This is a genomic window from Tepidamorphus gemmatus, from assembly GCF_004346195.1.
Taxonomy (GTDB): domain Bacteria; phylum Pseudomonadota; class Alphaproteobacteria; order Rhizobiales; family Tepidamorphaceae; genus Tepidamorphus; species Tepidamorphus gemmatus.
In genome coordinates, this window is record NZ_SMAK01000002.1 from 259,394 (window position 1) to 285,202 (window position 25,809).

Annotated in this window: 26 protein-coding genes; 11 read left to right on the forward strand and 15 right to left on the reverse strand. The window is 66.8% G+C overall.

The window, feature by feature from the left end; translation table 11 throughout:
- Nucleotides 1-4 precede the first annotated feature (4 nt).
- Together wecB and EDC22_RS04095 are read right to left on the reverse strand one after the other, a co-directional pair.
- Nucleotides 5-1,135, reverse strand: a complete 1,131-nt coding sequence (gene wecB / locus EDC22_RS04090; protein ID WP_132805335.1) for a non-hydrolyzing UDP-N-acetylglucosamine 2-epimerase — start codon at nucleotides 1,133-1,135, stop codon at nucleotides 5-7.
- A complete protein-coding gene (locus EDC22_RS04095) occupies nucleotides 1,132-2,274 on the reverse strand; it encodes a polysaccharide biosynthesis C-terminal domain-containing protein (protein WP_132805336.1) in 1,143 nt (380 codons plus the stop codon). The genes wecB and EDC22_RS04095 overlap by 4 nt, the downstream gene beginning before the upstream one ends.
- A 108-nt stretch (nucleotides 2,275-2,382) precedes the next feature.
- Between EDC22_RS04095 and EDC22_RS04100 the strand changes: the two genes are divergently transcribed.
- On the forward strand, nucleotides 2,383-3,387 hold the full coding sequence (locus EDC22_RS04100) for a polysaccharide biosynthesis protein (protein ID WP_132805337.1): 1,005 nt from the start codon (nucleotides 2,383-2,385) through the stop codon (nucleotides 3,385-3,387).
- A gap of 141 nt (nucleotides 3,388-3,528) precedes the next feature.
- On the opposite strand, the gene kdsA is transcribed toward EDC22_RS04100, so the two are convergent.
- From kdsA to EDC22_RS04135, 7 genes are all read right to left on the reverse strand, one after another.
- Nucleotides 3,529-4,377, reverse strand: a complete 849-nt coding sequence (gene kdsA / locus EDC22_RS04105; protein WP_132805338.1) for a 3-deoxy-8-phosphooctulonate synthase — start codon at nucleotides 4,375-4,377, stop codon at nucleotides 3,529-3,531.
- A 56-nt stretch (nucleotides 4,378-4,433) separates the two neighbouring features.
- Complete coding sequence (locus tag EDC22_RS04110) at nucleotides 4,434-5,312, reverse strand: VOC family protein (protein ID WP_132805339.1); 879 nt, start codon at nucleotides 5,310-5,312, stop codon at nucleotides 4,434-4,436.
- A 207-nt stretch (nucleotides 5,313-5,519) separates the two neighbouring features.
- Nucleotides 5,520-7,148, reverse strand: a complete 1,629-nt coding sequence (locus EDC22_RS04115; RefSeq protein WP_132805340.1) for a CTP synthase — start codon at nucleotides 7,146-7,148, stop codon at nucleotides 5,520-5,522.
- 87 nt (nucleotides 7,149-7,235) lie between these two features.
- Complete coding sequence (gene secG / locus EDC22_RS04120) at nucleotides 7,236-7,622, reverse strand: preprotein translocase subunit SecG (RefSeq protein ID WP_132805341.1); 387 nt, start codon at nucleotides 7,620-7,622, stop codon at nucleotides 7,236-7,238.
- Nucleotides 7,623-7,858: 236 nt separating this feature from the next.
- The gene (tpiA, locus tag EDC22_RS04125; protein ID WP_132805342.1) at nucleotides 7,859-8,629 is read right to left on the reverse strand and encodes a triose-phosphate isomerase; all 771 of its coding nucleotides are present in this window, start codon (nucleotides 8,627-8,629) and stop codon (nucleotides 7,859-7,861) included.
- A gap of 72 nt (nucleotides 8,630-8,701) precedes the next feature.
- The gene (locus tag EDC22_RS04130; RefSeq protein ID WP_132805343.1) at nucleotides 8,702-9,382 is read right to left on the reverse strand and encodes a hypothetical protein; all 681 of its coding nucleotides are present in this window, start codon (nucleotides 9,380-9,382) and stop codon (nucleotides 8,702-8,704) included.
- Between the two features lie 22 nt (nucleotides 9,383-9,404).
- Nucleotides 9,405-9,695, reverse strand: coding sequence for a virulence factor (locus EDC22_RS04135; RefSeq protein WP_132805344.1), 291 nt, complete (start codon nucleotides 9,693-9,695; stop codon nucleotides 9,405-9,407).
- 225 nt (nucleotides 9,696-9,920) lie between these two features.
- On the opposite strand from EDC22_RS04135, the gene EDC22_RS04140 reads away from it, so the two are divergent.
- From EDC22_RS04140 to EDC22_RS04170, 7 genes are all read left to right on the forward strand, one after another.
- Nucleotides 9,921-11,804 (forward strand): peptidylprolyl isomerase, encoded by a 1,884-nt coding sequence (locus tag EDC22_RS04140; RefSeq protein ID WP_165926783.1) that lies wholly within the window; start codon nucleotides 9,921-9,923, stop codon nucleotides 11,802-11,804.
- A gap of 12 nt (nucleotides 11,805-11,816) precedes the next feature.
- Nucleotides 11,817-13,337 carry an anthranilate synthase component I gene (gene trpE, locus EDC22_RS04145; protein ID WP_132805346.1) on the forward strand — a complete coding sequence of 507 codons (1,521 nt, stop codon included), beginning with the start codon at nucleotides 11,817-11,819 and terminating at the stop codon, nucleotides 13,335-13,337.
- A gap of 22 nt (nucleotides 13,338-13,359) precedes the next feature.
- Nucleotides 13,360-13,950 (forward strand): anthranilate synthase component II, encoded by a 591-nt coding sequence (locus tag EDC22_RS04150; RefSeq protein WP_132805347.1) that lies wholly within the window; start codon nucleotides 13,360-13,362, stop codon nucleotides 13,948-13,950.
- 137 nt (nucleotides 13,951-14,087) lie between these two features.
- On the forward strand, nucleotides 14,088-15,110 hold the full coding sequence (trpD, locus tag EDC22_RS04155) for an anthranilate phosphoribosyltransferase (RefSeq protein WP_132805348.1): 1,023 nt from the start codon (nucleotides 14,088-14,090) through the stop codon (nucleotides 15,108-15,110).
- Nucleotides 15,107-15,919: an indole-3-glycerol phosphate synthase TrpC gene (gene trpC / locus EDC22_RS04160; protein WP_132805349.1), complete on the forward strand. Its 813-nt coding sequence runs from the start codon at nucleotides 15,107-15,109 to the stop codon at nucleotides 15,917-15,919. Before trpD ends, trpC begins: the two co-directional genes overlap by 4 nt.
- A 166-nt stretch (nucleotides 15,920-16,085) precedes the next feature.
- The gene (gene moaC, locus EDC22_RS04165; protein WP_132805350.1) at nucleotides 16,086-16,571 is read left to right on the forward strand and encodes a cyclic pyranopterin monophosphate synthase MoaC; all 486 of its coding nucleotides are present in this window, start codon (nucleotides 16,086-16,088) and stop codon (nucleotides 16,569-16,571) included.
- Nucleotides 16,571-17,782, forward strand: coding sequence for a molybdopterin molybdotransferase MoeA (locus EDC22_RS04170; RefSeq protein WP_132805351.1), 1,212 nt, complete (start codon nucleotides 16,571-16,573; stop codon nucleotides 17,780-17,782). Before moaC ends, EDC22_RS04170 begins: the two co-directional genes overlap by 1 nt.
- A gap of 16 nt (nucleotides 17,783-17,798) precedes the next feature.
- On the opposite strand, the gene EDC22_RS04175 is transcribed toward EDC22_RS04170, so the two are convergent.
- From EDC22_RS04175 to EDC22_RS04185, 3 genes are read right to left on the reverse strand one after another with little or no spacing between them, the layout of a single operon-like run.
- Complete coding sequence (locus tag EDC22_RS04175; RefSeq protein WP_132805352.1) at nucleotides 17,799-18,452, reverse strand: cupin domain-containing protein; 654 nt, start codon at nucleotides 18,450-18,452, stop codon at nucleotides 17,799-17,801.
- A 27-nt stretch (nucleotides 18,453-18,479) separates the two neighbouring features.
- Complete coding sequence (locus EDC22_RS04180) at nucleotides 18,480-19,226, reverse strand: SDR family NAD(P)-dependent oxidoreductase (protein WP_132805353.1); 747 nt, start codon at nucleotides 19,224-19,226, stop codon at nucleotides 18,480-18,482.
- Between the two features lie 18 nt (nucleotides 19,227-19,244).
- On the reverse strand, nucleotides 19,245-19,559 hold the full coding sequence (locus EDC22_RS04185; protein ID WP_132805354.1) for an NIPSNAP family protein: 315 nt from the start codon (nucleotides 19,557-19,559) through the stop codon (nucleotides 19,245-19,247).
- 375 nt (nucleotides 19,560-19,934) lie between these two features.
- On the opposite strand from EDC22_RS04185, the gene EDC22_RS04190 reads away from it, so the two are divergent.
- Both EDC22_RS04190 and EDC22_RS04195 read left to right on the forward strand, forming a co-directional pair.
- Nucleotides 19,935-21,230: a PQQ-dependent sugar dehydrogenase gene (locus tag EDC22_RS04190; protein WP_132805355.1), complete on the forward strand. Its 1,296-nt coding sequence runs from the start codon at nucleotides 19,935-19,937 to the stop codon at nucleotides 21,228-21,230.
- 128 nt (nucleotides 21,231-21,358) lie between these two features.
- Nucleotides 21,359-21,724 (forward strand): c-type cytochrome, encoded by a 366-nt coding sequence (locus EDC22_RS04195; RefSeq protein ID WP_132805356.1) that lies wholly within the window; start codon nucleotides 21,359-21,361, stop codon nucleotides 21,722-21,724.
- Between the two features lie 51 nt (nucleotides 21,725-21,775).
- Here EDC22_RS04195 and EDC22_RS04200 read toward each other — a convergent pair whose 3' ends face one another.
- Genes EDC22_RS04200 through EDC22_RS04210 form a run of 3 tightly spaced genes read right to left on the reverse strand, consistent with a single transcriptional unit; the run spans nucleotide 21,776 to nucleotide 24,233 of the window.
- Nucleotides 21,776-22,360 carry an isopentenyl-diphosphate Delta-isomerase gene (locus tag EDC22_RS04200; protein ID WP_132805357.1) on the reverse strand — a complete coding sequence of 195 codons (585 nt, stop codon included), beginning with the start codon at nucleotides 22,358-22,360 and terminating at the stop codon, nucleotides 21,776-21,778.
- 46 nt (nucleotides 22,361-22,406) lie between these two features.
- A complete protein-coding gene (locus EDC22_RS04205; protein ID WP_245499623.1) occupies nucleotides 22,407-23,333 on the reverse strand; it encodes a TatD family hydrolase in 927 nt (308 codons plus the stop codon).
- Between the two features lie 45 nt (nucleotides 23,334-23,378).
- Nucleotides 23,379-24,233 (reverse strand): EboA domain-containing protein, encoded by an 855-nt coding sequence (locus EDC22_RS04210; protein ID WP_132805358.1) that lies wholly within the window; start codon nucleotides 24,231-24,233, stop codon nucleotides 23,379-23,381.
- Between the two features lie 118 nt (nucleotides 24,234-24,351).
- Between EDC22_RS04210 and EDC22_RS04215 the strand changes: the two genes are divergently transcribed.
- On the forward strand, nucleotides 24,352-25,734 hold the full coding sequence (locus tag EDC22_RS04215; protein WP_207903690.1) for an alkaline phosphatase family protein: 1,383 nt from the start codon (nucleotides 24,352-24,354) through the stop codon (nucleotides 25,732-25,734).
- The last annotated feature ends 75 nt before the right edge of the window (nucleotides 25,735-25,809 follow it).

The following is a 25,809-nucleotide window of genomic DNA, read 5'->3' on the forward strand; positions in this document are numbered from 1 at the left end:
CGCGTCAGCCGTCACGCGGGTCGATGCCCACCCAGCGATGCACCAGACCGGCCGTTCCGAGAATGAGGCTGACCACCCGGGCGGACGTGTCCTCGATCTGGTAGTCATCGGGGCAGCGCGACCGATGGCCGGATCTGAAGCGCGCCGCCTGCCAGGCCACTGCATCGCCGACGGCACCGGCCTCGATCCCGGCCAGCACAACGGCACCGGCCTCGACGCCCTCGGGGCGTTCGCTGGCGTTGCGGATCGACACGGCCGGGAAGCCGAGAATGGCCGCCTCTTCGGCGAGCGTGCCGGAATCCGATACCGTGCAGAAGGCATGCCGCTGAAGATGAACGTAGTCGAACAGACCGAACGGCGGGTGAAACCGGACGGACTCGCCAGTGTCGAGCGCCTCCGCCGCCTCGATGCGGCGGCGCGTGCGCGGATGGGTGGAGACCAGCACCGGAAGACCGAACCGCTCGCTCAGCGCCCTGAGCGTGCGGACGATGGCGGCGAGATTCGCCGGGTGATCGACGGTCTCCTCCCGGTGGACGCTGGCGACAATATAGCGCCCCGGGTCGAGCCCGAGACGGGCAAGAATGCCCGCGCCAGCGATCCGCTCGGCATAATGGGACAGGACTTCCCGCATCGGCGATCCGGTCAGCGCAATCCGGCGCGCCGGAAAACCTTCGGCCAGAAGGTTGCGGCGCGCATGCTCAGTGTAGACGAGGTTGAAGTCGGCGATGTGGTCGATCATCCGCCGGTTGGTCTCTTCCGGCACATTCCAGTCGAAGCAACGGTTGCCGGCCTCCATGTGGTAGATCGGCACCCTGAGCCGCTTCGCCATGATCGCCGCCAGTGCGCTGTTGGTATCGCCGAGCACGAGCAGCGCGTCGGGCTTCTCCGCGCTCAGCACGCGCTCGGCACCGGCCAGGATGTTGCCCAGCTGTACGCCCAGCGTCGCGGCGGCGACCGCGAGGTAATGATCGGGTGGGCGCAGGCCGAGTTCCTCGAAGAACACGTCAGACAGGTCCGGGTCGTGGCTCTGGCCGGTGTGGACCAGCACATGGTCGCAGGCTGCATCGAGCGCCGGAATCACCCGCGACAGGCGGATGATCTCGGGCCGGGTGCCGAGGATGGTCATCACCTTCATTGTGAAGCCGCCATGGCTGCCGCCGCGCCGTCCGGCAGGTCAACGGCCTCTGGATAGGTGTCGGGCGCGGCCGGATCGTAAAGATCGTTCGTCCAGAACATCGCGACCAGTTCGCCACTGCCGACATTGGCAAGGTTGTGGACATGCATGGTGGGCATGTCGATGAAGGCGGGTTCGTCGCCGGACAGCCGGAATCGGTGGATCTCCCGGCTGCAGACAGGCCGTACCGCGACCTCTGCCTCGCCGGCCAGGACGACGAACCGCTCGACCTTGCGGAAGTGATAGTGCTGACCGCGCACGAAGCCGGGATGGGTGGTCGAGTAGTGGATCTGACCGCCGCTGGTCTCGCGGATCGCCTCGATCAGCGTTCCGCGCTGATCGGTATGGCGGCGGAACGCCACCGGATAGTGCCGCGGAAACAGATAGCTGCGATAGGTATTGAACAGATCGAGGTCGAAGGGATCGCGCAGATCCGGGATCAGTCGATCGTGCCGGTAGGACCGGTCGAACTGTTCGAGGCGCTCCAGCAGGGACGAGACGGTGAGCCGCCGTCCCTCGGGCCGCCAGATGCCGGTATCGCCAGCGATGACAATGTCCGCGATGCCCCGGGCCACCCGGTGGGCGTGCAGGAAGCAGATCTCAGCGTCGACGTCGATGCGTCGCGGCGTGCCGTCCGCAAGCTGGCGGCAGAAGGTCGCGACCACCGAGTTGTGAAAGGGCCGCCCGCCCTCGCCGAACACGTTGGGCAGGATCATGTCGGTGAACGCCGCGCCCGATGCGGACGCCCAGCCAGCCAGGATCGCGGCAGCCTGCCGCTTCGATCGCCCGTAGGCGGTATCCCGATCGACCTGTGTCGAGGAGGCGTGCAGCAGGTGGGGCGTCGACCCGGCCAGCCTCAGCGCATCGGTCAGCACCGCGGCGAGACGCAGGTTGGTTTCCTCCACCTCCGCCTCGGCGCCGCGGTTCATTGCGGCGAGATGCACGATCGCGTCCGCTCCCGCGAGCGCCGCAGCCAGTCTTTCGGGGGTCTGCCACGCGTCGCGCCCGACCGGGATCACCTGCAGGCCAGGCTGCACCCGCAGCCAGGCGTGGACGTGCCAGCCGATCAACCCGCCAGCACCGGTTATCGCGATCCTCATCATGTGGCGAAAGGACGGTGCGGCCGGCGCGGAGTCAAGTCGCAGGTCGCAGCATTTGCGCCCCGTACGCGGCTGTGGCACATCAGCGGTCGTTTCAAGGCGGGGTCCATGCAGGGCAAGACAATCCTGATCACTGGCGGCACCGGCTCCTTCGGCGGCGTCATGGTCCGCCACGCGCTCGACCGGGGCGCGGCCGAAATCCGCATCCTGTCGCGCGACGAGGAAAAGCAGGACGCGATGCGCAACCGGCTGCAGGAACCTCGGCTGGTGTTCCACATCGGTGACGTGCGCGATCCCGGCAGTGTCGACATGGCCATGGCGGGTGTCGACATGGTGTTCCATGCCGCGGCATTGAAGCAGGTACCGTCCTGCGAATTCTTCCCGCTCGAGGCGGTACGGACGAACGTGCTCGGCAGCCAGAACGTCATCGATTCGGCCATCCGCCATGGGGTGGCCAATGTCGTGTGCCTGTCCACCGACAAGGCCGTACTGCCGATCAACGCGATGGGGATGACGAAGGCGCTGATGGAGAAGCTGGTGCAGGCGGCCTCGCGCCGCCGCAACGGCGGTGGCACGGTCGTTGCCTGCGTGCGCTACGGCAACGTGATGTATTCGCGCGGGTCGGTGATCCCGCTTTTTCTCCGGCAGATCCGGGCTGGTGGCCCGATAACGGTGACGAACCCAGACATGACGCGGTTCCTGCTGCCGTTGTCGGAGTCGGTGGCGCTTGTGGAATATGCCCTCAACAATGCCGGACCGGGCGATGTGTTCATCAAGAAGGCTCCGGCCACGACGATCGGCACGTTGGCCGAGGCGATGCGGCGGCTGTTCGGCTCGAACGCCGAGATCCGTACCATCGGCGTCCGTCACGGCGAGAAGCTGTTCGAGACGCTCGCCACCGCCGACGAACTTGCCGGCGCCGAAGAGACGGACGATTACTGGCGGCTGAGGATGGACAGCCGCGAGCTGAACTATGCTTCGTACTTTTCCGAGGGACGTCCGGACGTAACGCGTTTCGAGGACTACACCTCCCACAATACGCGGCGACTTGATGTCGAAGGCGTCATCGCCCTGCTGAAGTCGCTTCCGGAGATCCAGGCCGAACTTGGCTGAGCGGAGCTGCGGCAGGCTCCGACCGAGCCGTGACCGTCCGGTCCGATCGCGCCGATCCCAGGTTACGGCGCACCATTCCGGCCGAGCAAGACGCCGCCGGAATCGGGTCGCATTGACACGCGATCCTGGCGGCGCAAGCCGTCACGCCAGCGTCACCGGGCGGGCCTTGGCGAGGCGGTCAAACGCCAGCAGCATCTCGATAAGCTCGGGCAGATCCCTGATGGCGACCATATTCGGCCCGTCCGAGGGGGCGGAATCCGGGTCCGGATGGGTCTCGATGAAGACGCCCGCGACGCCGACCGCGACCGCCGCGCGGGCCAGGACAGGGACGAATTCGCGCTGACCACCGGAGGCCGAACCCAGACCACCGGGCTGTTGCACCGAGTGCGTCGCATCGAAGATCACCGGCGCGCCGAACCTGGCGAGGAGCGGCAGCGACCGCATGTCGGTAACCAGCGTGTTGTAGCCGAAGCTCGCGCCACGCTCCGTCACGAGGATGTTGGCGCCGCCGAAGCCCGCCAGCTTGTCAACGACGTGTCGCATGTCCCACGGGGCCAGGAACTGACCCTTCTTGACATTGACGGCCCGCCCTGTTGCCGCTGCGGCCGCCAGCAGATCGGTCTGACGACAGAGGAAGGCGGGAATCTGCAGGATGTCGACCACTTCTGCCACCGGCGCACACTGCCAGGTTTCGTGGACATCGGTGAGGACGGGCAGCCCGATGGTCTCGCGAATCTCGGCGAACACCGGCAGCGCCCGATCGAGGCCAATGCCGCGCGCACCGCTGGCGCTGGTCCGGTTGGCCTTGTCGAAAGACGACTTGTACACGAGGCCGATGCCCAGATGGGCAGCGATCGTCTTCAAGGCCTCGGCGGTCTCGAGTGCGTGATCGCGGCTTTCCATCTGGCACGGCCCGGCGATGAAGGCGAGCGGCCGGTCGTTGCCGAACTCGATGCCACCGATGGTGACGGTCGGATTGACGTGGAACACGGTCGATGCTCCTTCTGGCGGCTTTGCGGTTGTCCCCGCAGTTCCCGCTCTGCCGTTCACAGGTTCTGCACCGGCTGGAACGCGATCGCCGCGCCCATGGCCTCGGCAGCCGCAACCACCAACCGGCTGGCGCGCTTGTCGTGCCGGACGCCGGCCCGGTCAAGGCAGTCCTGCGCTGCCGCCAGGTCGCGCACACCAACCACGAAGCCCGCGAAGCGCGGCGTACGGTAGTCGGCGCGTGGAATTGCATCGCCCCAGGTCGCATGCACGGCATCCGGTGTGTCGATGCGGATCATGCCACGGGAGGTTTCCACTTTCAGGCCCATGCTGGTCGCGCGGACATCGCGTGTGCCGGCGAAGGCTTCGAAGAAGGCATGATGGTCGGACGGTGCGGCGGATACCATCACCACCTCGGCGATTTCGACCGCGGTATTGGCGTGGCGCTGATACTCGGTCTTCCAGAAATGCTGCGGGGCGAGCTGCTGGCAGGTGAAGAATGCGGCTTCCGGAATGAACGGGTCGGACGCGAAGGCAAGGCGGAACCCGACGCGCGCCACCGAGCCATCCGGCTGCCGGGCATCGCGGCCGAACTCGAAGGGCACATAGGACTGTATGCCGGCCTCCGCGAATCCGCGCGCGTCGGCATCGGCGTCGGCGCTGTCGAGCGCCAGCATGCTGATCCCCTCATGCCGCTCGAGGAAGCGGTGATTGAAGCGCGGGAAGGAGAAGCCGCCGGGCGGAGGCACCGGAAACGCGTCCGGCTCGACCACGGACAGCAGTTCGAGGAACGAGCCGTGCAGCTGTACAAGGCTGTTCTGCGTCCCGAACGGATGCAGGGCGACCGGCGTCAGCGTCAATCCGAGCCGCCCGTAGACCTGACGCGCCCGCTCGAAGCCATGGACGGCGATGACGAGATGATCGATGCCGCGGGCCATGGCGGGCCTATCGGCGGAGGGGCGTCACGGATCGCCCGGCGGGTCGCGGCGATGGACGCTGCCGCCTCAACGTCGGGCAATGCCGGAGCGCCGATCCGGAGGCGCATCGCCGTGGACACGCACCTGAGCGTCCCGATTCCGCCGCGTCGGCCGGCATGGCGCCCGTGGGCAGGACAGCGGATCGCGTGCCAGATCGCGCACGCATCTTCAGACCAGCCGACTCTGTTCCACCGCCGCCTCGATGAAGGAACGGAACAGGGGATGCGGATCGAACGGGCGCGATTTGAGTTCGGGGTGATACTGCACGCCGACGAACCACGGGTGGTCGGCGAGTTCCACGGTCTCGGGCAATATGCCGTCGGGCGACATGCCGGAAAAGCGCAGGCCGTGCCGCTCCAACCGGTCGCGATAGGCGACGTTCACCTCATAGCGATGCCGGTGACGCTCGGAGATCGCGTGCGCACCGTAGATCTCGGCGATCCGGCTGCCGGGAGCCAGCACGGCGTCATAGGCCCCGAGCCGCATGGTGCCGCCGAGATCGCCCTGGGCGGCCCGCCTTTCCAGCATGTTTCCCTTCAGCCATTCGGTCATCAGGCCGACGACCGGTTCCGGGGTCGGACCGAATTCGGTCGAGCTGGCCGCCTCGATCCCGCAAAGGTTGCGCGCCGCCTCGATGACCGCCATCTGCATGCCGAAGCAGATCCCGAAATATGGAACCTTGCGCTGGCGGGCAAAGCCGGCAGCGGCGATCTTGCCTTCCGAGCCGCGTTCTCCGAAACCGCCGGGGACGAGGATGCCGTTCACCTGTTCGAGGAAGGGAGCGGGATCCTCGCGCTCGAAGATCTCGGATTCGATCCAGTCGATGTTGACCTTGACCCGATTGGCGATGCCGCCGTGCACCAGGGCCTCGATCAGTGACTTGTAAGCGTCCTTGAGGCCCGTGTACTTGCCGACGATGGCGATCGTCACCTCGCCTTCGGGATTGCGGATCCGCTCGACAATGTCGCGCCAGCGCGACAATTCGGGTGCGGGTCCGGGCTGCAGACCGAAGGCGGCCAGCACCTCGGCATCGAGCCCCGCTTCGTGATAGGCGAGCGGCACGGCATAGATCGTGTCGACGTCCCGCGCCTCGATGACGGCGGTTTCCCTGACATTGCAGAACAGCGCCAGCTTGCGCCGCTCATCCGGCGGAATCGGCCGATCGCAGCGGCACAGCAGGATGTCGGGCTGTATGCCGATCGAGCGCAGCTCCTTGACGGAGTGCTGGGTCGGCTTGGTCTTCATCTCTCCGGCGCTGGGAATGTAGGGCAGAAGCGTCAGGTGGATGAACACGGCGTGGCCGCGCGGCAGCTCTTGGCCGAGCTGTCGGATCGCCTCGAAGAACGGCAGTCCCTCTATATCGCCCACCGTGCCGCCGATCTCCACCAGCACGAAATCGGCGTCGTCGTTGCCGCGCTTGACAAAATCCTTGATGGCATCGGTAACATGCGGGATCACCTGGATCGTGGCGCCGAGATAATCGCCCCTCCGCTCCTTGGTGATGATGTCCTGGTAGATGCGGCCGGTGGTGATGTTGTTGTCCTGGCTGCACGGAACCCCGGTGAACCGCTCGTAGTGGCCGAGATCGAGGTCGGTCTCGGCGCCGTCGTCGGTGACGAAAACCTCACCATGCTGGTACGGGCTCATCGTGCCCGGATCGACGTTAAGATAGGGATCGAGCTTCTTCAGCCGCACGCGGTAGCCACGCGCCTGAAGGACCGCGCCGAGCGCGGCGGAGGCAAGGCCCTTGCCGAGGGAGGAGACCACGCCGCCGGTGATGAAAACGTACCGCGCCATGGGCCTTGAAGATACCTCCGCCCCTTTCGATTCGGGGAGTCCGAATTGCTCCCCACGGAATTTAAGAACGCTTGCCGATGGAATCGGCTATTCCGACTGCGGCACCTGCGGTCCGGACGGTTGTTGCTGCCGTTCGAGATCGCGGATCTGGTCGAGAATGGTGCCTCCGGCTGGCTGCGACGGCGTTGTCTGGGTCTGGGTCGGCGCGCCGCTGCTGGCGGGAGCGTTGTCGAATATCGAAGGCGTCGGACCGCTCTGGCGGGCCAGCAGCGTCAGCGTGATCGACGTTGCGAAGAACGCGATCGCCAGGATCGTCGTGGTGCGCGTCAGTACGTTGGCCGTCCCGCGACCGGTCATGAAGCCGCCTCCACCACCGCCGATACCGAGCGCACCGCCCTCGGATTTCTGCAACAGGATGACCGCGACCAGCGCGATGACCACCATGAGATGGATGACGATGACGACCGTTTCCATGCGTCCGATGTCCGGATTTCGGGGAATTCGGCGGGACTAATACACCGCCTGCACGCCCATTGCCACCCCGCGCGACAATCCGTCCGCGTCGTCGTGGACGACCTACGCGCCAGCCGAAGCCGCACTGTCCTCTGCCGGCAAGCAGGCCGCACGCAGCAGATCGTTACCGCGCACGATATGGTTGGACGCAGCTCGCCCGGCAAGGCCCCTGACGGCCGCGACGACCGGGCGCGGGGTCAGGGCTCCAGTGTCCTCAAGGCTTCGGCGATCGCCAGGAAATCCGCTGCCTTGAGGCTGGCGCCGCCGACGAGCGCCCCATCGACGTGGCGAACGGCCAGCAGGTCCGCCGCGTTCGCGGGCTTCACCGATCCGCCGTAGAGGATGCGCATCCGGCAGCCTTCTCCCGGAAAGCGCGTCGACAGGCGCTCCCGGATGAAGGCGTGCACCTCGGCGACATCGGCCGGTGTCGGCGTCAGCCCGGTGCCGATCGCCCAGACGGGCTCATAGGCGATGACGAGGCCTGCGGCGAGGGAACCGTCGGGGACCGATCCGTCGAGCTGGTCTCCAATCCGGTCGAGTGTCTTGTCGGCCCTGCGCTCGGCCTCCGTCTCGCCGACACAGATGACGGCGACGAGGCCCGCCCGACGCGCCGCCTCCGCCTTGGCGCGGACAGCCTCGTCGGTCTCCCCGTGATCCTGGCGTCGCTCGGAATGCCCGACGATGACCGCGGTGGCGCCGGTGTCGGCGATCATCTCGGCGGAGATATCGCCGGTATGCGCCCCGGACGGGCGGGCGTGGCAGTCCTGAGCACCGATGGCGATGCGCGAGCCGAGGGCGACGACCGCGAAGGTCGAGAGCAGCGTCGCCGGCGGGCAGACCATGAGCTCGACGCGGCCACGCAGTTCCGGATCGTAGCCATCGATCATCTGTCCGAGTTCGCGCACCGAGGCCTTCAGCCCGTTCATCTTCCAGTTGCCCGCGATCAGCGGTCGAATACCCGGTGTCATGCCCTGGTCCCTGCCCTCTTCAGCAATCGGATCGGCTCCAGATAGCAGATGTGGAGGGTGGGGCGAACTGCCTCAGCGGCGTCTCGCGACAGCGAACAGGCCGGAGCGCGACATCTTCGGCTGCATCACCGAGCTGTCGCGAAGCACGACCGGCAACGGGACATTGCCGAACACGGCGAACAGGGCGGCCTGCTCGGCGAGCTCCCACCGCTCGCGCGTGCCGTTCTCCAGCCGGTAGTCATAGCCGGGACCCATGCGGAACGTGACGCCGAGCCCTTCTGCGGCGATCGCGCGGTTCAGGTCGGCGGCGAGCCTGCGGGTGGCCCGCTCGACGGCGAGCCAGCCGGCCGCCTCGAGGAACAGCGCATCGACCGGCTGGTCGGCCGCGATCCGCTCGGCCACGGCCTGATCGAGCCGCGGGCCGAGGGTCAGGACGAAGACGATCGCCTCGCCGCAGCCGGCCAGCAGCCGCGGAAACGCCGCGCAGGTGAAGCGCACCTTGCCGACCTCAGGCTCTAGTCGCCCTTCGAGATCGAGCATGCCGGCCTCGTTGCGGCAGATTCGCATCCGCCGGTAGCAGGCCTCGGGCCGCGTCAGGATGGCGATGTCGGCGGCCGCCCGCTCGGCAATCCGCCGGATCACGGGACGGACGCGATCGGGCTCCCGGTAGCGGTGGATGCGCAGGATCCGCTCGGCGTCGACCTCGATCGGGTCGATTGCCCAGGTTTCAACAGTGATGGCAGCGCCTCCCACGAGCCGATCGCGCAATGGGCTTTCAGGTTCCGAACGAGGCGATCACATCCGTCCGGATCGTCTCGAAGCGCGCTTCCAGTTCGGCCGCCACTGCTTCGGCCACCTCTCGCGCCGATCCCGGCCGGTCGGCAGGACGGCCCCGGCGCCACGCCTCCAGATAGGCGTCGGTACCTGCCAGACCGCGGCGCATCGCCGCCATGTCGATCAGTTCCTGGAACCGAGCGCTGAGCTCGACCTTGTGGCGCTCCTCGCCGTCGCGGGCCTCCACAACAGAAGGGATATCCGCCCAGCTCAGAATACTCACCTTGGCCATGTGCCAGATCTCTCCATTCCGGACACCACCCGACGGCCTGCAGCAGGCTGACGGCCGAAACACTATCCAAGTGTCGTCGGCGGCTGTAAGTGTTTCCGCGAAGCGCATTTGCGCGGATGCGACCTCGACGGGCGCTTGCCCGGGACGGGGGCGATTCCTAAGATGCGCGCCCCCGGCCGGGAAGAGCCCCGGACGACGCGAAGGACACTACGGAAGCCTGTCGACATGTTGGAAACACTCCGCAAGCGGGCCAGCGGCTGGGTCGCCAAGATTCTCATCGGCCTGCTGGTGATCAGCTTCGCCGTCTGGGGCGTCGCCGACATCTTCACCGGCTATCGCGGCGACGACGTGGCGCGCGTCGGTGAGACCGAGATCACCGTCGAGCAGTATCGTTCTGCCCTGCAGCGGGAGATCCAGCAGGTCTCCCGGCAGTTCGGATCCTATCTGACCATGGACCAGGCGCGCGCCCTTGGGCTCGACGGCCGAGTGCTCGGCCGGTTGATGGCCGAAGCCGCCCTGGACGACGAGGCGCGCAGTCGAGGGCTCGGTCTGACAGATCAGGTCGTGGCGGAGTCGATTCAGGCGGATCCCTCCTTCCGGACCCCCGGCGGGCAGTTCGACCGGAGCTATTTCGAGCAGGTCCTGCGCTCGGCGGGCTATACGGAGGGGCTCTACGTCGCCGAGCAGCGCCGCCGCCTGCTGCGCCAGCTGATCGCCGATGCGGTTGGCGGCGCCGTCAAGGCCCCGGCCGTTCTGGAGCGGGCCGTCGACCGGTACCGCAACGAACGGCGTTCGGCCGAGTATCTGATCGTCACGCCGGCCATGGCCGATCCGGTTTCCGAACCGACAGAGGAGGAAGTGCGGACATACTTCGAAGAGAACAAGCCCGACTTCCGGGCGCCGGAGTATCGCCGTATCGCCGTCCTGCACCTGGCACCCGAGGATCTGACGGCCGGAATCGAGGTCAGCGACGAGGAGATCCGGGCGAGTTACGACCGCGATCCCGACCGGTTCGGAACGCCGGAGGTGCGCACGATCGAGCGTATCGTCTTCCCCAGCCGGTCTGCCGCCGAGGCGGCGCTGCGTGAGATCGAGGCGGGCCGCAGTTTCGAGGAGGTGGCGGCAGAAGCCGGTGTAAGCGAACGGGACCGCGTGCTGGGCACCCTTACCCGCCGCGAGGTGCTCGACCGTGGCATCGCCGATGCCGCCTTCTCGCTCGACGTGGACAAGGTTGTCGTCGTCGACGGCACGTTCGGCCCGGCTCTGGTCCGCGTGACGGCCATCGAGAAGGGCGACCAGCCGACCTTCGAGGAACTGCGCGAGGCGATACGGCAGGAGATCGCGCTCGACCGAGCGGCCAGCAGGCTGCTCGACATCTACGACGCGATCGAGGACGACAGGGCGGCGGGCATGACGCTGAGCGAGATCGCCCAGAAGCATGGCTTGACCTATCGCGAATTTGCCGCCGTGGATCGGCAGGGCATGACGCCGGATGGTGTACTGGTCGAGCTCGATGATGCCCAGACGGTGCTCGCCGAGGTGTTCCGCACCGACGTCGGCCTCGAAGCCGATCCCGTCAAGGGGGCGCTCGACGACTGGACATGGTTCGATGTGCTCGAGATAACGCCCGGCCGCGACCGGACGTTCGAGGAAGCGCGCGCACAGGTCGCTGAAGCCTGGCGGCGGGAACGCACCGAAGCGGCGGTCGCGGCGAAGGCCCGCGAGATCGCCGAGCGGATTCGCGGCGGGGCCAGCCTGTTCGATGTCGCCGGCGAAATCGGCGCGACGCCTGGGCTGATCGGCCCGATCACGCGTGCGCAGATCGACGAAGCATTCGGTCCGGCCGCCGTGCAGCTCCTGTTCACGACGCCACAGGGCGGGGTCGCCGAGACCGTCTCCGCTCGCAGCCCGTCGCGGGTCGTATTCCGCGTCACCGCAATCGACGTTCCTGCCTCGGCCGCGCGGGACGAGGCCCTTTCCGCCAATATCGCCAACGGCATCTCCAACGATATCATCGATCAGTACCTGCAGCAGCTCGAGACGGCGCTCGGCCGCTCGATCAACCAGCAGGCGCTGCGCCTGGCGTTGGGCGAGACCGACGACTTCTGAGCGGGGCATAACGTGTCGACGGTCGAGCCGGGTTACGACGCCTTCGAAGAGCGATACCGTCTGGGGGCTGCCCAGGTGGTCTGGACACGGCTGGTCGCCGACCTCGAGACGCCGGTCTCCGCGATGCTGAAGATCGCCGGAGAACGGCCGAACAGCATCCTGCTTGAATCGGTCGAGGGTGGCGCCGTGCGTGGCCGCTATTCCATCATCGGGCTGGCGCCCGATCTGGTCTTTCGTGCGCGCGGCAACCACGCCGAGATCAATCGTTGTCCGGAGCTCGATCCGGATGCGTTCGAGCCTTGCGCCGAGCCGACGCTGGCCGCGCTGCGGCGTCTGATCAACGAGGCACGCGTCGACTTGCCGGAAGGGCTGCCGCCGATGTCGGCGGGCGTGTTCGGCTACATGGGCTACGATACCGTACGGCTCATGGAACATCTGCCCGCCGAGAAGCCCGACCCGCTCGGTCTGCCGGACGCGATCTTCGTCCGCCCGACGCTGATGGTGGTGTTCGACTCGGTAAAGGACGAGGTGACCGTCGTCACCCCGGTGCGCCCCAGTGCCGCGGTCTCGGCAAAGGCGGCCTACGAGAACGCACGCGCGCGCATCGAGGAGGTGACCGCCGGCCTCGACCGGCCGATCAGCAAGGCACCGATGGCCGAGGCCGACGACATCATCAGCCGTGCCCCGGTCTCCAACACCTCGCCCAACGAGTACAAGGACATGGTGTTGCGGGCGAAGGACTACATCGCCGCCGGCGACATCTTCCAGGTGGTGCTCAGCCAGCGCTTCGAAGCACCGTTCACCCTGCCACCGTTCGCACTCTACCGCGCGCTGAGGCGCACAAATCCTGCTCCCTTCCTGTTCTTCCTGAATTTCCGCGATTTTGCGGTCGTCGGATCAAGTCCGGAGATCCTCGTAAGGCTGCGCGAGAGGACGGTCACGATCCGTCCGATCGCCGGGACCCGGCCGCGCGGGGCGACGCCGAGCGAGGACAAGGCGATGGCCGAGGAACTGCTCGCCGACCCCAAGGAGCGAGCCGAGCACCTCATGCTGCTTGATCTTGGCCGCAACGACGTTGGCCGCGTCTCGCGGATCGGCACGGTCCGGGTGACCGACCAGTTCTTTCTCGAATTCTACAGCCAGGTCATGCACATCGTCTCGAACGTGGAGGGCGAGATCGATCCCGCGCGCGACGCGATCGACGCGTTGATCGCAGGCTTTCCGGCCGGCACGGTGTCGGGTGCGCCGAAGGTCAGGGCGATGCAGATCATCGACGAACTGGAGAAGGACAAGCGCGGGATCTATGCCGGCTGTGTCGGATATTTCTCGGCCGACGGCGATATGGACACCTGTATCGTGCTGCGCACGGCGGTGGTCAAGGACGGGCGGATGTATGTGCAGGCCGGTGCGGGAATCGTCGCCGACTCCGATCCCGACAGCGAGCAGCGTGAGTGCATCAACAAGGCTCGCGCACTGTTCCGGGCCGCCGACGAGGCGGTCCGCTTCGCATCGGCGGCCGCCAGGGGACAATAAGGCGCAGACAGGGAGGCTTTCGATGATCGTCCTGATCGACAACTACGACAGCTTCACCTGGAATCTCGTCCATTACTTAGGCGAGCTCGGCGCCCGTGTCCGCGTCCACCGCAACGACAAGGTCGCACCCCATGAGGTGCTCGCGGCAGAGCCCCTGGCGATCGTGCTGTCACCCGGCCCGTGCACCCCGAACGAGGCCGGTATCTGCCTCGATCTGATCACCGAAGCGGCGGGTCGTGTCCCCATCCTCGGCGTCTGCCTCGGCCACCAGGCGATCGGCCAGGCCTATGGCGGCAGGGTGGTGCGCGCCCCTGCCCTCGTCCACGGCAAGACCAGCGAGATCCGGCATCGGTCGGAGGGCATCTTCCGCGGCATCAACGGTCCGTTCCGAGCGACGCGCTATCATTCGCTGGTCGTCGATCGCGACGGTTTTCCGCCCGAGCTCGAGATCAGCGCGGAGAGCGAGGACGGCACGATCATGGGGCTACAGCATGTCAGCCATCCGGTCTGGGGCGTCCAGTTCCATCCCGAAAGCATTGCGTCCGAGCACGGTCACCTGATCCTGCGCAATTTCCTCGATGCCGCGGCTGCGTGGCGCCGCGCGGCGGCCTGAGGTCGCACAGGTGCGGGAGATGGCGGCGCGAGGCGGTTGTCAGGACTGGCGTAGGGCGGCCTGACGAAGCCGCCATTCGCCTATCGCTTGCAACCGAAGCCGCTTTGCGGCACGACAGGTCGGGACGGGAATGCCGAATGAAACCGACAAACCTCAAGGACTTCATCGCAATCGTCGCCGACGGCCGGCCACTCAGCCGCGACGAGGCGCGCCAGGCCTTCGACATCATCATGTCCGGCGAAGCGACGCCCTCGCAGATCGGCGGCCTCCTGATGGCGTTGCGTGTGCGTGGCGAGACGGTTGACGAAATCGCCGGCGCAGTCGCGACGATGCGCGCCAAGATGTTGCCGGTTCGAGCTCCGGGGGCGATCGACATCGTCGGCACCGGCGGCGACGGCGTCGGAACCTACAACGTCTCGACCTGCGCCGCGATCGTCGTCGCGGCGTGCGGCGTGCCGGTCGCCAAGCACGGCAATCGCGCGCTCTCATCGCGATCGGGCGCGGCCGACGTCCTGGCGGCGCTCGGCGTCAACATCGAGCTGACGCCCGAGCAGATCGCCGACTGCATCGCGCAGGCCGGCGTCGGCTTCATGTTCGCGCCGGCACATCATTCGGCAATGAAGCACGTCGGACCGAGCCGCGTCGAACTGGGCACGCGCACGATCTTCAACCTGCTCGGGCCGCTGTCCAATCCGGCCGGCACGCGCCGCCAGCTGATCGGAACCTTCGCCAGGCGCTGGGTCGTACCGATGGCCGAGGTGCTGGGCACACTCGGATCGGAGCGCGTCTGGGTCGTGCACGGAAGCGACGGCCTCGATGAGATTACCACGACCGGACCGACCTTCGTCGCGGAGCTCAAGGACGGCGAGGTCAGAACCTTCGAGATCGTGCCGGAGGATATCGGCGTCCGCCAGGCTAGCCTCGACGAACTCAAGGGTGGCGATGCCGAGACGAACGCGGCGGCGCTGAAAGCAGTTCTGGGGGGCGAGCGCGGTCCATTCCGCGACATCGTCCTGTTCAATGCTGCGGCAGCCCTGGTGGTCGCCGACCGTGCGAAGGATCTGGCCGAAGGCGCGAGGCTTGCGGCCAATGCGATCGATTCCGGCGCCGCCCGGGAACGCCTGGCCAAGCTGGTGGCCGTTTCGAGGGTCGAGCAATGACCGACGTGCTGAAGCGGATCGAAGCCTACAAGCGGCAGGAGATCGCCGCGGCCAAGGCCGCGCGGCCGCGCGGCGAGATCCGCGCCGCCCTTGCCGACGCCCCGCCCGTGCGCGGGTTTCGCGCGGCAATCGACCGGGCCATCTCCGACCACCGGCCTGCCCTGATCGCCGAAATCAAGAAGGCGAGTCCGTCCAAGGGCCTGATCCGGGCCGACTTCGACCCGCCGACGCTCGCCCGTGCCTATGAGGCAGGCGGCGCTACCTGCATCTCGGTGCTGACGGATACGCCGTCGTTCCAGGGGAAACCGGACTATCTCGTGGCCGCGCGCGCCGCCGTGACGCTGCCGGTCCTCCGCAAGGATTTTCTCTATGATCCCTATCAGGTCGACGAGAGCCGCGCGCTCGGCGCCGACTGCATCCTGATCATCATGGCTGCCGTGACGGATGATGAGGCCCGCGCGCTGGAGGATGCAGCCGAGGACGTCGGTCTGGACGTCCTGGTCGAGATCCATGATGCCGTCGAGCTCGAGCGGGCGCTCAAGTTGCGCTCGAAGTTCATTGGCATAAACAATCGCAATCTCAGAACCTTCGAGACAAGACTTGAAACATCGCTTGAACTCGCAGCGCAACTTCCCGCAGGCTGCACCGTTGTCGGCGAGAGCGGCATCCATACGGCAGCCGACATCGTCCGCCTGGAGGCCGCCGGCATACACGCCTTTCTGGTCGGAGAGAGCCTGATGCGGCAGGCCGACGTTACGGCGGCCACGCGCGCGCTGCTCGCCAGAGCAACCGTGGACGCTGCGGAGTGATGCGCAACCGCGCAACGGTCGCCGCTCCCTCGATCCGGGCCAGATGCGCCGGCGGGAGGGACCCGTGTGGAAGCGCGACCGATGCGTGCCGCCGTCATGCCGTGCCGGTCCCCGAGCGGCCCGCGGCTGTCCGGGATGCAACGAGGCTTCAACGGGATCTGATCTGATGGCCGGCGCATCCCTCACTCATCTCGACGAGTCCGGCACCGCGCGCATGGTGGATGTTTCGGACAAGGAGGCGACCGAGCGGACGGCCACGGCGGAAGGTTATGTCCGGATGCGGCCGGAGACACTGACCCTGATCGTCAAGGGCGATGCCAGCAAGGGCGACGTGCTGGGGGTTGCCCGCATCGCGGGGATCATGGCCGCCAAGCGGACGCACGAGCTGATCCCGCTTTGCCACCCGCTCGCTCTGTCGAAGGTGTCGGTGGATCTCGAACCGCTGGCGGACCAGAACGCGGTGCGGGTCGAGGCGACGGCAAAGGTGACCGGACGAACCGGTGTCGAGATGGAGGCGCTGACGGCCGTTTCGGTGGCCTGCCTGACCGTCTACGACATGGTCAAGGCGGTCGACCGGGGCATCGAGATCACCGGTATCCGTCTCACCGCCAAGGCGGGCGGCCGTTCGGGTGACTGGAGGTCCGGCGACTGATGGCACTGATCGCGGTTGCCGATGCCGTCGCGCGCATCGTCGCGGGTGTTGTTCCCCTGCCCTGCGAAGCCGTACCGCTCGGCGAGGCTCTGGATCGCGCCCTGGGCCGCGATCTCGCCGCCCGCCGGACCCAGCCGCCATGGAATGCCTCGGCAATGGACGGCTATGCGGTGCGCGCCGCCGACATCGAAACGGTGCCCGTGACTCTCAAGGTGATCGGCGCGGCACCGGCAGGGCATCCGTTCTCCGGCCGGGTAAAGGCCGGCGAGGCGGTTCGGATCTTTACCGGCGCACCTGTACCCCAGGGGGCCGACACGGTTGTCATCCAGGAGGATACCGAGCGCCAGGGGGACCAGGTCCTCATCCGGCAGTCTGTTGCGGCAGGGCGAAACGTTCGTCAGCGCGGCATAGATTTCCACGACGGCGAGGTTCTGATCCAAGCTGGCCGCAGGCTGCGGCCGCGCGATATCGCACTCGCCGCGGCGATGAACCACGCCGACCTGCCGGTCTGTCGGCGGCCACGCATCGCGGTGCTGGCAACCGGAGACGAACTGGCGCCGCCGGGGACGGATCCGGGCCCAGACCGGATCATCTCGTCGAACAGCTATGGTGTTGCCGCCATGATCCGGCAATTCGGCGGAGAACCTGTCGATCTCGGCATCGCACGCGATACGCATGAGGCCCTTGCTGACGGTATCCGCCGGGCGCAGGGGATGCGGGCCGACGTCCTGGTGACCCTCGGCGGGGCCTCCGTCGGCGATCACGACCTCGTTCAGGAGGCACTCAAGGCGGAGGGGCTCGCGCTCGATTTCTGGAAGATCGCCATGCGGCCAGGAAAGCCTCTGATGTTCGGCCGCCTGGGTGACATGCGCGTGCTGGGGCTGCCCGGCAATCCGGTGTCCGCCATGGTCTGTGCGCGGCTGTTCCTGATACCGCTGGTCGAGGCGTTGCTGGGCCTCGCCGATCCGGCACCCGGCGACAGCCCGGCCATCCTTGGCGCCGACCTGCCGGAGAACGACCACCGGCAGGATTATCTCCGTGCGACGGTGGTGCGCGATGCGACCGGGCGGCTCGTGGCGACACCGTTCGCGCGTCAGGACTCGTCCATGCTGTCGACCCTTTGCCAATCCGATGCGTTCATCGTCCGGGCGCCCCATGCCCCTCCGGCACGGGCCGGCGACCCCTGCACGGTCATGCTGCTCGACTTCTGAGAACCTGCCCGAAACCCTACAGCGGGCGATCGAGATAGATCTGGTAGCGTTGCGGTTTCGGCTTGTTCCGATCCTCTTCGCGCACGTAACGGATCGAGCTCTGTCCGCTCAGCGACGCCGGCAGGATCATGACCCGGACGAATGCGGTCGGCTCGGTCGGCGAAGCTGCAGCGAACACCGGCTCCGGGCCACTCTCGTACCAGGCCTCGAGCGGGCCGTAGTCGTGGCTCGTTCCCGCCGTTTCGATACGGATCGACCCCGAGAGCAGCACACGGATGCCCGGCCCGCGATGCGTATGCAGGTAGGCAACGCCACCAGGAGGAAAGGCGACCCGATCGCATCGCAGCAGAAGCCCCGTCCGGGGATCAAGGTCTAGCGTTGCAGAGAGCAGCGGCCGCGCCGCGACAGCCTCCCGCGCCCGGTCCGGCGACGGCTCGTGTCGTTCGCTGAGGTCCCATCGGACCGCCGTTGCGCCGTCGCGGGAGGTGAGGCGGGTTGCTCCGTCAGCAAGGACGGCGGAGTTCTCAGCAAGCGCGGCAGACATCGCGGTCCCGTCGGCGCGCAGGCTTCCGTCGATGACATAGAGGGCCGTTGCGAAGGACGTCCCCGGCTCGAGCCGGCCGCCCGGCGCGAAGGCCTCGATCGAGGCGCTCAGGTGCAGTGCGGTCATGATCGCGCCCTCACCATGATCGCGCCCTCAGTGGAAATAGGCCCCGCCGTCCACAACCAGCGTCTGGCCGGTGATGAACGCGGCATCCGGCCCGACGAGAAAGGCCACGGCGCCGACGACATCCTCGGGATGCTGGTCGCGCGGGATGACACGGGCCTTCAGCGAGACCTCCTGCAGCTTCTCCATCTGGACCGGATTGGCCTTGACACCGTCCGACAGGGTGAAGCCCGGCGCAACGGCGTTGACGAGAATGCCGGCGCCGCCGAGTTCCCTGGCCAGCGCCCGGGTGAAGCCGATGATGGCGCCCTTGCTGGTGACGTAGTGCAGCAGGAACGGCACCCCCTTGAACGGCGTACCGGAATTGATGTTGACGATGCGTCCGCCTCCCCGCCGCCGCATCATCGGAACGATCGCACGGCAGCACAGGAACGCGCCGAGCACGTTCACGTCCATCACCCGCCGCCATTCGCCGATGTCGATCGCCTCGAATGGCTGCGGGATCAGCGAGGAATAGATGCCGGCATTGTTGACGAGGATGTCGGCGCCACCGAAACCCGCCTCGACGCGGCTGGCCATGGCAGCGACGTCGGCCTCACTCGAAACGTCGCAGGCAATGCCGACCGCGCCACGTCCGATCGCCTCGGCCGCCTCGCCTGCTTCCCTCATGTCGACGATTGCCACGCGGGCACCTTCCTCCGCCAGACGGGCGGCGATGGCCCGGCCGATGCCCTGCCCGGCTCCGGTGACGACCGCGACCTTGCCCTCGAGCCGCATGGCTGGCGCCTCCCGGTTCTATCTGATCGGCGAGAACGCGGTCGGCACGAGGATCCGGTTCTCCTGAGACTCGATAAACACCGCAATCCTCGGCAGGTAGGCCTGCCAGGCGGGATCGGCCATCAGCTCGGCCCGCTTCTGTTCGCGTTCCGCCAGGCTGTCGTATCCCCACAGATGCACGACGCTCGACAGCTGGCCGATCTCCGTCGTGAAGTAGCCGATCATGCGCGGCAGGATCCGCGTCTGGATGGGCATCCCCTCGGCCACATAGAGGTCGAGATAATCCTTCATCCTCCCGAACTTGATCCTGTAGATGCGTTCCTCGACGATCACGACGAGCCCTCCGGCCTCTGCCCCTGCATCGGGCTCACTATCCCACCGGATCTCGCCACGTCCTTGCCCGTCGGTCTGATTTTGGACGGTTGGCCAGCCGTGCCGTAGCGTCAAAGGGGCAAAGGTGCTTCTCCTCGCACCGAAATTGCAGCAACAATGTATACGTGATAGCGTTTCCTCGCGGTTTCTCGCTCGATGAGCGGTTCAACAGAATGCCCCGACAATCGGCCGCGAGGCGGGAATGCCCTACCGGACACGGCAGGTCCGGAAGTGGATAAGCCGGCCTGTGGCAAGGCGACGAAACCGCGCTCGGTCGCGTGCTGGATCGCTCCGGCCGCTCCGGTTGTCGTTCATCGAACCAAGACGGGGAGGAACATGCTCAGGCATTTCGTGTTAGGCGGGCTTGCCCTTGGGCTCTGCGGCGCGGCCGCCGAGGCTCAGGTAAAGGTGAAGCTCGAACCGTATGTCACCGGCGTCAACGCGCCGCTGGCAATGGTGCAACCTGCCGGCGACGACCGGAAGTTCGTCATCGAGCAGTTCGGACGCGTCCGCGTGATCGACGCGGACGGCAATCTGCTGGCGGAGCCGTTCATCGACATCCGCGCCAAGCTGCCGAAGCTGTGGTCCGACTTCGACGAGAAGGGTCTGCTCGGCATCGCGTTCCATCCCGATTTTGCGAACAACGGAAAATTCTATCTCGCCCACAGCGCGCCGATAGATTTCCAGGCGGATCTCGCCAAGCAGTTCTGGTGGAGCCATACCAACGTCGTCGAGGAATATACCGTCTCCAAGGACGATCCCAACGTCGCCGATCCCTCGACCGTCCGCCGGATCACCGCGATCGACTGGCCGCAGTTCAACCACAATGGCCACTGGATCGGCTTCGGTCCGGACGGCTATCTGTACATCTCGACCGGTGACGGCGGTTACGCCAACGACTGGGGCATCGGCCACAACGTCACCGAGGGCAACGGGCAGGACAACACCCAGTTGCAGGGCAAGATCCTGCGCATCGACGTCGACAATCCGTCAAACGGCAAGCAGTACGGCATTCCGGCTGACAATCCGTTCGCCAACGACATGAACGCGGCGCCGGAAATCTACGCGACCGGCCTGCGCAATCCGTGGCGGTGCTCGTTCGACATGGAGGATGGCCGGTTGTTCTGCGCCGACGTGCAGCAGAACTCCTTCGAGGAGGTCAACATCATCGAGCGCGGCGGCAACTACGGCTGGCGCAAGATGGAAGCGACGCACTGCTTCGATTACACCAAGCCCAATGATCACCCGGCCAGCTGCGACAAGACGGGCCTCATCGAGCCGATCCTCGAGTACAACAACTGCACCGCCAAGCCGGACGGCTGCAAGGGCATCTCTGTGACCGGCGGTTATGTCTACCGTGGCGCGCACGAGCCGTGGAAGGGCAAGTACATCTTCGGCGACTGGAGCAAGTCCTTCTCCGAGATGGACGGCCAGATCTTCGTCGCCACCGAGGGCTCCGACGGCAAGTGGACCATGGAAGTGGCCGAGATCGAAGGGCTCGAGGGCGACAAGGCGCCCTATATCCTGGCCTTCGCTCAGGATGCGGACGGTGAGGTCTATGCGCTGACCTCGATCACCACCGGTCCGGTCGGTAGCCTCGACACGATCTACAAGATCGTTCCGGCCGAGTGATCGGCAGGATTGCTTCGAGCCCGTACGGGCAGGACTCCCGGCGCCATCGGCGCCGGGACGTACCCGGAACAGGCGAAGGGCCCGCACGAGCGCCGTCGCCGCGAACATCAAGATGGGAGACGTACCGAATGGAGATCCGCATTCTTGCGGGGCTGACGGCAATCGTCCTCGTCCTTGCCGTCTGGACCGGCCCGGCCCGGTCGGACGACGAGATCGAGGTCGAGGATGTGACGTTCACCGAGGAAATCCTCAACGACCCCGAGGCGATCAAGGTCGGAGCCGAGATCTGGCACGACCAGTGCACCCATTGCCACGGCGCCAAGGCGTACCCGGGCAAGGCACCGAAGCTGCGGCCGCGCCAGTATCAGCCGGGGTTCGTGTTCCACCGTATTACCGCCGGCTTCAAGGGCATGCCGCCGTGGAAGGATGTCTACACTCTGGAGGAGCGCATGGCGCTCGTCTCCTACATCATGAGCAAGAGCTTCTCTCCCTAGCGCTCACGAGTGCGGCCCGTTGCAGCGCGGTGGCTCGACCACACCAACCGGTCAGGAGGCGTGCGCCAGCATCCTCAACACATCGATATGCTCGCGCATGTAGATGACGAACCAGGGCGCATAGCGGCCCGGCCGGTCGCGGATATCGGCGGCAATGTCCGACAGGCTCATCCAGGCAGCGTCCTGAACCTCGTCGGGATCGGGCATGAGGTCGGGACCGCTGCCGGTGACGATGCCGTGGAAGCGGTGGACGACCTCATGCTCGTAGAGGTGCCCGACCTGAGCCTGGTATTCCACGATCCCGAACGGTGTCAGCGGCAGCGAGAACCCCATTTCCTCCCTGAGGCGTCGGGCGGCGCAGGCCTCGACATCCTCGCCCCAGCGGGGATGCGAGCAACAGGTGTTGGCCCAGAGATTGGGCGAATGATACTTCGTCGCCGAGCGCTGTTGCAGCAACAGTTCCCCGCGCCGGAACACGAACACCGAGATTGCTCGGTGGCGGATGCTCCGCTCGTGCGCCTCGAGCTTGCCGATCGGCCTCGGGGATCCAGTCGCATCCAGAGCCTCGATCAGTTCGTCCGCATCGCGCGGGCGCGCACCGCCGGTAGACGCCGGGGACTGGGAAATCCGGTTCATTGCCGCCTCCCCACGCTGAAGCCGCCATTGCCTATCCGCGGAATGGTCATTCGATGATCAGCCTGTCCATGCCGCGGCGTTCGCCTGGCGACTCGATGACCGGTTCGCGGCCGCCGCGCAGCACCGAATTGCCCTCGTAAAGCGTCCGCTGGTCTATCGCCGGCGGATCGAGCCAGTCGGCCTCGTTCATCTGCCCGCTCTGGCCGTAGGCCGCGAGAGCATTGGCATAGCAGGCAAGCCGGACATGCTCCTCCGGGATGCCGCGGTCGAGCGCCAGCCTGGCCGTCTTGGCCACCGCGAGAGGATCGGAAATTCCCCAGTCACAGGCCGAATCCACGATGATGCGTTCGCCGCCGTAACGCTTGAGGATCTCGACCATGCGGGCGTTGCCCATCTTGGTCGAGGGGTAGATCGAGAACGCTGCCCAGAAGCCGCGGTCCAATACCTCCTCGACCGTTTCCTCGTTGTTGTGATCGACAACGACCATTGACGGGGGCACACCATGCTCGATGCAGACATCCATCGACCGCGTCGTGCCGCGCTTCTTGTCACGATGCGGCGTGTGGATCATCACCGGCAGGCCGAGCTCCTTGGCAAGCTCGAGCTGGGCCCGGAAATACCTGTCCTCGAGCGCGGTCTGCTCGTCGTATCCGATCTCGCCGATCGCCACGACTCCCTCCTTCACCGCGAAGCGCGGGAGGATCTCCATCACGCCCTCGGCCAGAGCCTCGTTGTTCGCCTCCTTGGAGTTGAGCCCGATCGTGCAGTAGTGGCGGATTCCGAACTGGCCGGCGCGGAACCGCTCGAAGCCGACGATATGGGACAGATAGTCGAAATAGCTGCCAACATTGGTGCGCGGCTGGCCGATCCAGAAGGCGGGTTCGATCAGCGCGACGACGCCTGAGGCAGCCATAGCCTCGTAGTCGTCGGTGGTGCGCGAGATCATGTGCGCGTGGGCGTCGATGAACATCATGAGCGGCTGATCTCCCGATGGCGGTCGTCCCGCACGTCCAGTCTGTCAGGCAACATCGGCCCAGGCGAGCTTGCCGGCAGCGATCCGGTCCGCTTCGTCGCGCAGCCGGTCAAGCACCGCCCGGGCGCCCGGCGCCGGGCTGGCCGCCAGCGCCAGCGCGGCAGCGGCCCGGTCGCGCGGATGGCTACTGGCGGCGGCGCGTTCGAGGTCTGCGAGCATGGGTCCATCGGCGAAGGGGCCGACGCAGCGCCACAGCTCCGGCGAAACCGGCCGCCCGGCTGCCCAGCGCTCATGGGCATAGTCGCACAGGATGCGGGCGAGTTCCGGATTGGCGCGCTCGTCAAGACCCTGGATCGGCGCCAGGCTCGAGCCGACGAACAGCGCCTTCAGCACCATGTGATTCCAGCGATGCTCATCGAACTGCTCGCGCGGGAAGGGATTGCGATGGGCGATTGCCTCGAAGACCGCGCGGATGTTGCCGCGCAGTCCCTCGCCGGCCTGCGCCTCCAGCCGAGGCTGGCCGGGATAGAGCGGCAGGCCGGAATAGAGCGCGATGGCCTCGCCAGCATCGGCATCCCGGCAAAGACCGGCAAAGCGGCTGGCGAACGCCTCATCGTCATCCGGCAGGGTGAGCAGGGCAAGGACCCGCGCGGCCGTATCGACGCTCCAGCGGCTCGGATCCCAGCCCGGGCGACACGCGGCAGCGGCCGCCAGCTCGGCGGCGCTCAGGTCAAGATCGGCCTTGCCCAGGCGCCGCGGGATCAGGCCCAGCGTCACGACAAGATCGCGCTCCGATCCGTCCCGTGCGAGCCGACGCAGCTGGCCCTCCAGCCAGGCGGCGGCTTCCGGTGCGACGCGGGGTGCGAGCCACTCCGCAAGGAGCTGCCTGGGTGCCGTCATGTCCTCCCGACCCACTGGTCCCAACGGTTGCGGGATCACGCTCCGCCCGTTTGAGGGGAAGTATAGGCATGAAAACGCACCTTGCCGCAACAATGCATACATCGCTAGGCTGCGGCCCATGAAACCCGTTCTCGTCCTGCTCGTGGTGGGCCTCAGTCCCTCGCTCGTCGGCCCGCATACGCCGAAGCTCGCGGCCTTCGCAAGGCGCAGCGCGCTGCGTCCGCTGACCACCGTACTGCCCTCCGTCACCTGTACCGCGCAGTCGACGCTGCTGACAGGCCTGATGCCGTCGGGGCACGGCGCAGTGGCGAACGGCTGGTACTTCCGCGACCTCTCCGAGATCTGGCTGTGGCGCCAGTCGAACCGCCTCATCGCAGGCGAGAAGGTCTGGGAGGCGGGGCGACGACGCGATCCCCGCTTCACCTGTGCCAAGATGTTCTGGTGGTACAACATGTATTCCTCGGCCGACTGGAGCGCGACGCCCCGGCCGATGTATCTCGCCGACGGGCGCAAGATCCCCGATCACTACACGCATCCGCCGGCGCTGCACGACGAGCTCGACGCGAAACTGGGCCAGTTTCCGCTGTTCAGGTTCTGGGGCCCGGCGACCGACATCTCCTCTTCGCAATGGATCGCCGGTGCGACGAAACACGTCATGGCGACGCGCGACCCGACCCTGACGCTGTGCTATCTTCCCCACCTCGACTATGACCTGCAGCGGTTCGGGCCCGATCTCGCCCATCCCGACGTCAAGAAGTCGCTCGCCGATATCGACCGTGTCGCCGGCGAGCTGATCGACGCCGCCGAGGCAGCCGGCCGGACGGTCATCGTCGTGTCAGAGTATGGCATCACGCCCGTCACCGACGCGGTTCACGTCAACCGGGCCCTGCGCGAGGCGGGCCTGCTCGCGGTGCGCGTCGAGCGCGGGCGGGAGCTGCTTGATGCCGGCGCCTCGCGGGCCTTTGCGCTCGCCGATCACCAGGTCGCGCATGTCTATGTGCAGGACCCGGCCGATGTTGCCGCCGTCCGGACCCTGCTCGAAGGCCTCGACGGTGTCGAGACCGTGCTCGACGCGGAGGGCAAGCGCGCCAGCGGCCTCGATCATCCACGGTCGGGCGAGCTCGTTGCAGTGTCACGTGCCGACCGCTGGTTCAGCTACTACTACTGGCTGGACGACGCCCGCGCGCCTGATTTCGCGCGAACGGTCGAGATACACCGCAAGCCGGGCTACGATCCCGTCGAGCTGTTTCTGGATCCCGCGATCGGCATCCCGAAGCTTGCCGTCGGTTGGCGGTTGGCCAAACGCATGATCGGGATGCGCAGCCTGATGGATGTGATCTCGCTCAAGGACACCCGGCTGGTGAAGGGGTCGCACGGCCGCCTCACCGACGATCCTGCCGATGGGCCGCTGGTCATCTCGCCGCGCACCGATCTGATGCCAGACGGGGCGGTGGCTGCGACCGACTTCAAGGAGCTGGTCCTGGCGCACGTGTTCGAGTAGCGCATGGCGCCGGATGGTACCCCGTGCGGCATCATCCGGCCGGAGGCGTAGCCGCAGAGCCGGGATGGGGATGCG

Bases quoted from the DNA above. Each gene is read 5' to 3' on its own strand.
- wecB (WP_132805335.1), bottom strand. From the start codon at position 1,135: ATGAAGGTGATGACCATCCTCGGCACCCGGCCCGAGATCATCCGCCTG.
- EDC22_RS04095 (WP_132805336.1), bottom strand. From the start codon at position 2,274: ATGAGGATCGCGATAACCGGTGCTGGCGGGTTGATCGGCTGGCACGTC.
- EDC22_RS04100 (WP_132805337.1), top strand. From the start codon at position 2,383: ATGCAGGGCAAGACAATCCTGATCACTGGCGGCACCGGCTCCTTCGGC.
- EDC22_RS04110 (WP_132805339.1), bottom strand. From the start codon at position 5,312: ATGGCCCGCGGCATCGATCATCTCGTCATCGCCGTCCATGGCTTCGAG.
- EDC22_RS04115 (WP_132805340.1), bottom strand. From the start codon at position 7,148: ATGGCGCGGTACGTTTTCATCACCGGCGGCGTGGTCTCCTCCCTCGGC.
- secG (WP_132805341.1), bottom strand. From the start codon at position 7,622: ATGGAAACGGTCGTCATCGTCATCCATCTCATGGTGGTCATCGCGCTG.
- tpiA (WP_132805342.1), bottom strand. From the start codon at position 8,629: ATGACACCGGGTATTCGACCGCTGATCGCGGGCAACTGGAAGATGAAC.
- EDC22_RS04135 (WP_132805344.1), bottom strand. From the start codon at position 9,695: ATGGCCAAGGTGAGTATTCTGAGCTGGGCGGATATCCCTTCTGTTGTG.
- EDC22_RS04140 (WP_165926783.1), top strand. From the start codon at position 9,921: ATGTTGGAAACACTCCGCAAGCGGGCCAGCGGCTGGGTCGCCAAGATT.
- EDC22_RS04150 (WP_132805347.1), top strand. From the start codon at position 13,360: ATGATCGTCCTGATCGACAACTACGACAGCTTCACCTGGAATCTCGTC.
- trpD (WP_132805348.1), top strand. From the start codon at position 14,088: ATGAAACCGACAAACCTCAAGGACTTCATCGCAATCGTCGCCGACGGC.
- trpC (WP_132805349.1), top strand. From the start codon at position 15,107: ATGACCGACGTGCTGAAGCGGATCGAAGCCTACAAGCGGCAGGAGATC.
- moaC (WP_132805350.1), top strand. From the start codon at position 16,086: ATGGCCGGCGCATCCCTCACTCATCTCGACGAGTCCGGCACCGCGCGC.
- EDC22_RS04170 (WP_132805351.1), top strand. From the start codon at position 16,571: ATGGCACTGATCGCGGTTGCCGATGCCGTCGCGCGCATCGTCGCGGGT.
- EDC22_RS04175 (WP_132805352.1), bottom strand. From the start codon at position 18,452: ATGACCGCACTGCACCTGAGCGCCTCGATCGAGGCCTTCGCGCCGGGC.
- EDC22_RS04180 (WP_132805353.1), bottom strand. From the start codon at position 19,226: ATGCGGCTCGAGGGCAAGGTCGCGGTCGTCACCGGAGCCGGGCAGGGC.
- EDC22_RS04190 (WP_132805355.1), top strand. From the start codon at position 19,935: ATGCTCAGGCATTTCGTGTTAGGCGGGCTTGCCCTTGGGCTCTGCGGC.
- EDC22_RS04195 (WP_132805356.1), top strand. From the start codon at position 21,359: ATGGAGATCCGCATTCTTGCGGGGCTGACGGCAATCGTCCTCGTCCTT.
- EDC22_RS04200 (WP_132805357.1), bottom strand. From the start codon at position 22,360: ATGAACCGGATTTCCCAGTCCCCGGCGTCTACCGGCGGTGCGCGCCCG.
- EDC22_RS04205 (WP_245499623.1), bottom strand. From the start codon at position 23,333: ATGATGTTCATCGACGCCCACGCGCACATGATCTCGCGCACCACCGAC.
- EDC22_RS04210 (WP_132805358.1), bottom strand. From the start codon at position 24,233: ATGACGGCACCCAGGCAGCTCCTTGCGGAGTGGCTCGCACCCCGCGTC.
- EDC22_RS04215 (WP_207903690.1), top strand. From the start codon at position 24,352: ATGAAACCCGTTCTCGTCCTGCTCGTGGTGGGCCTCAGTCCCTCGCTC.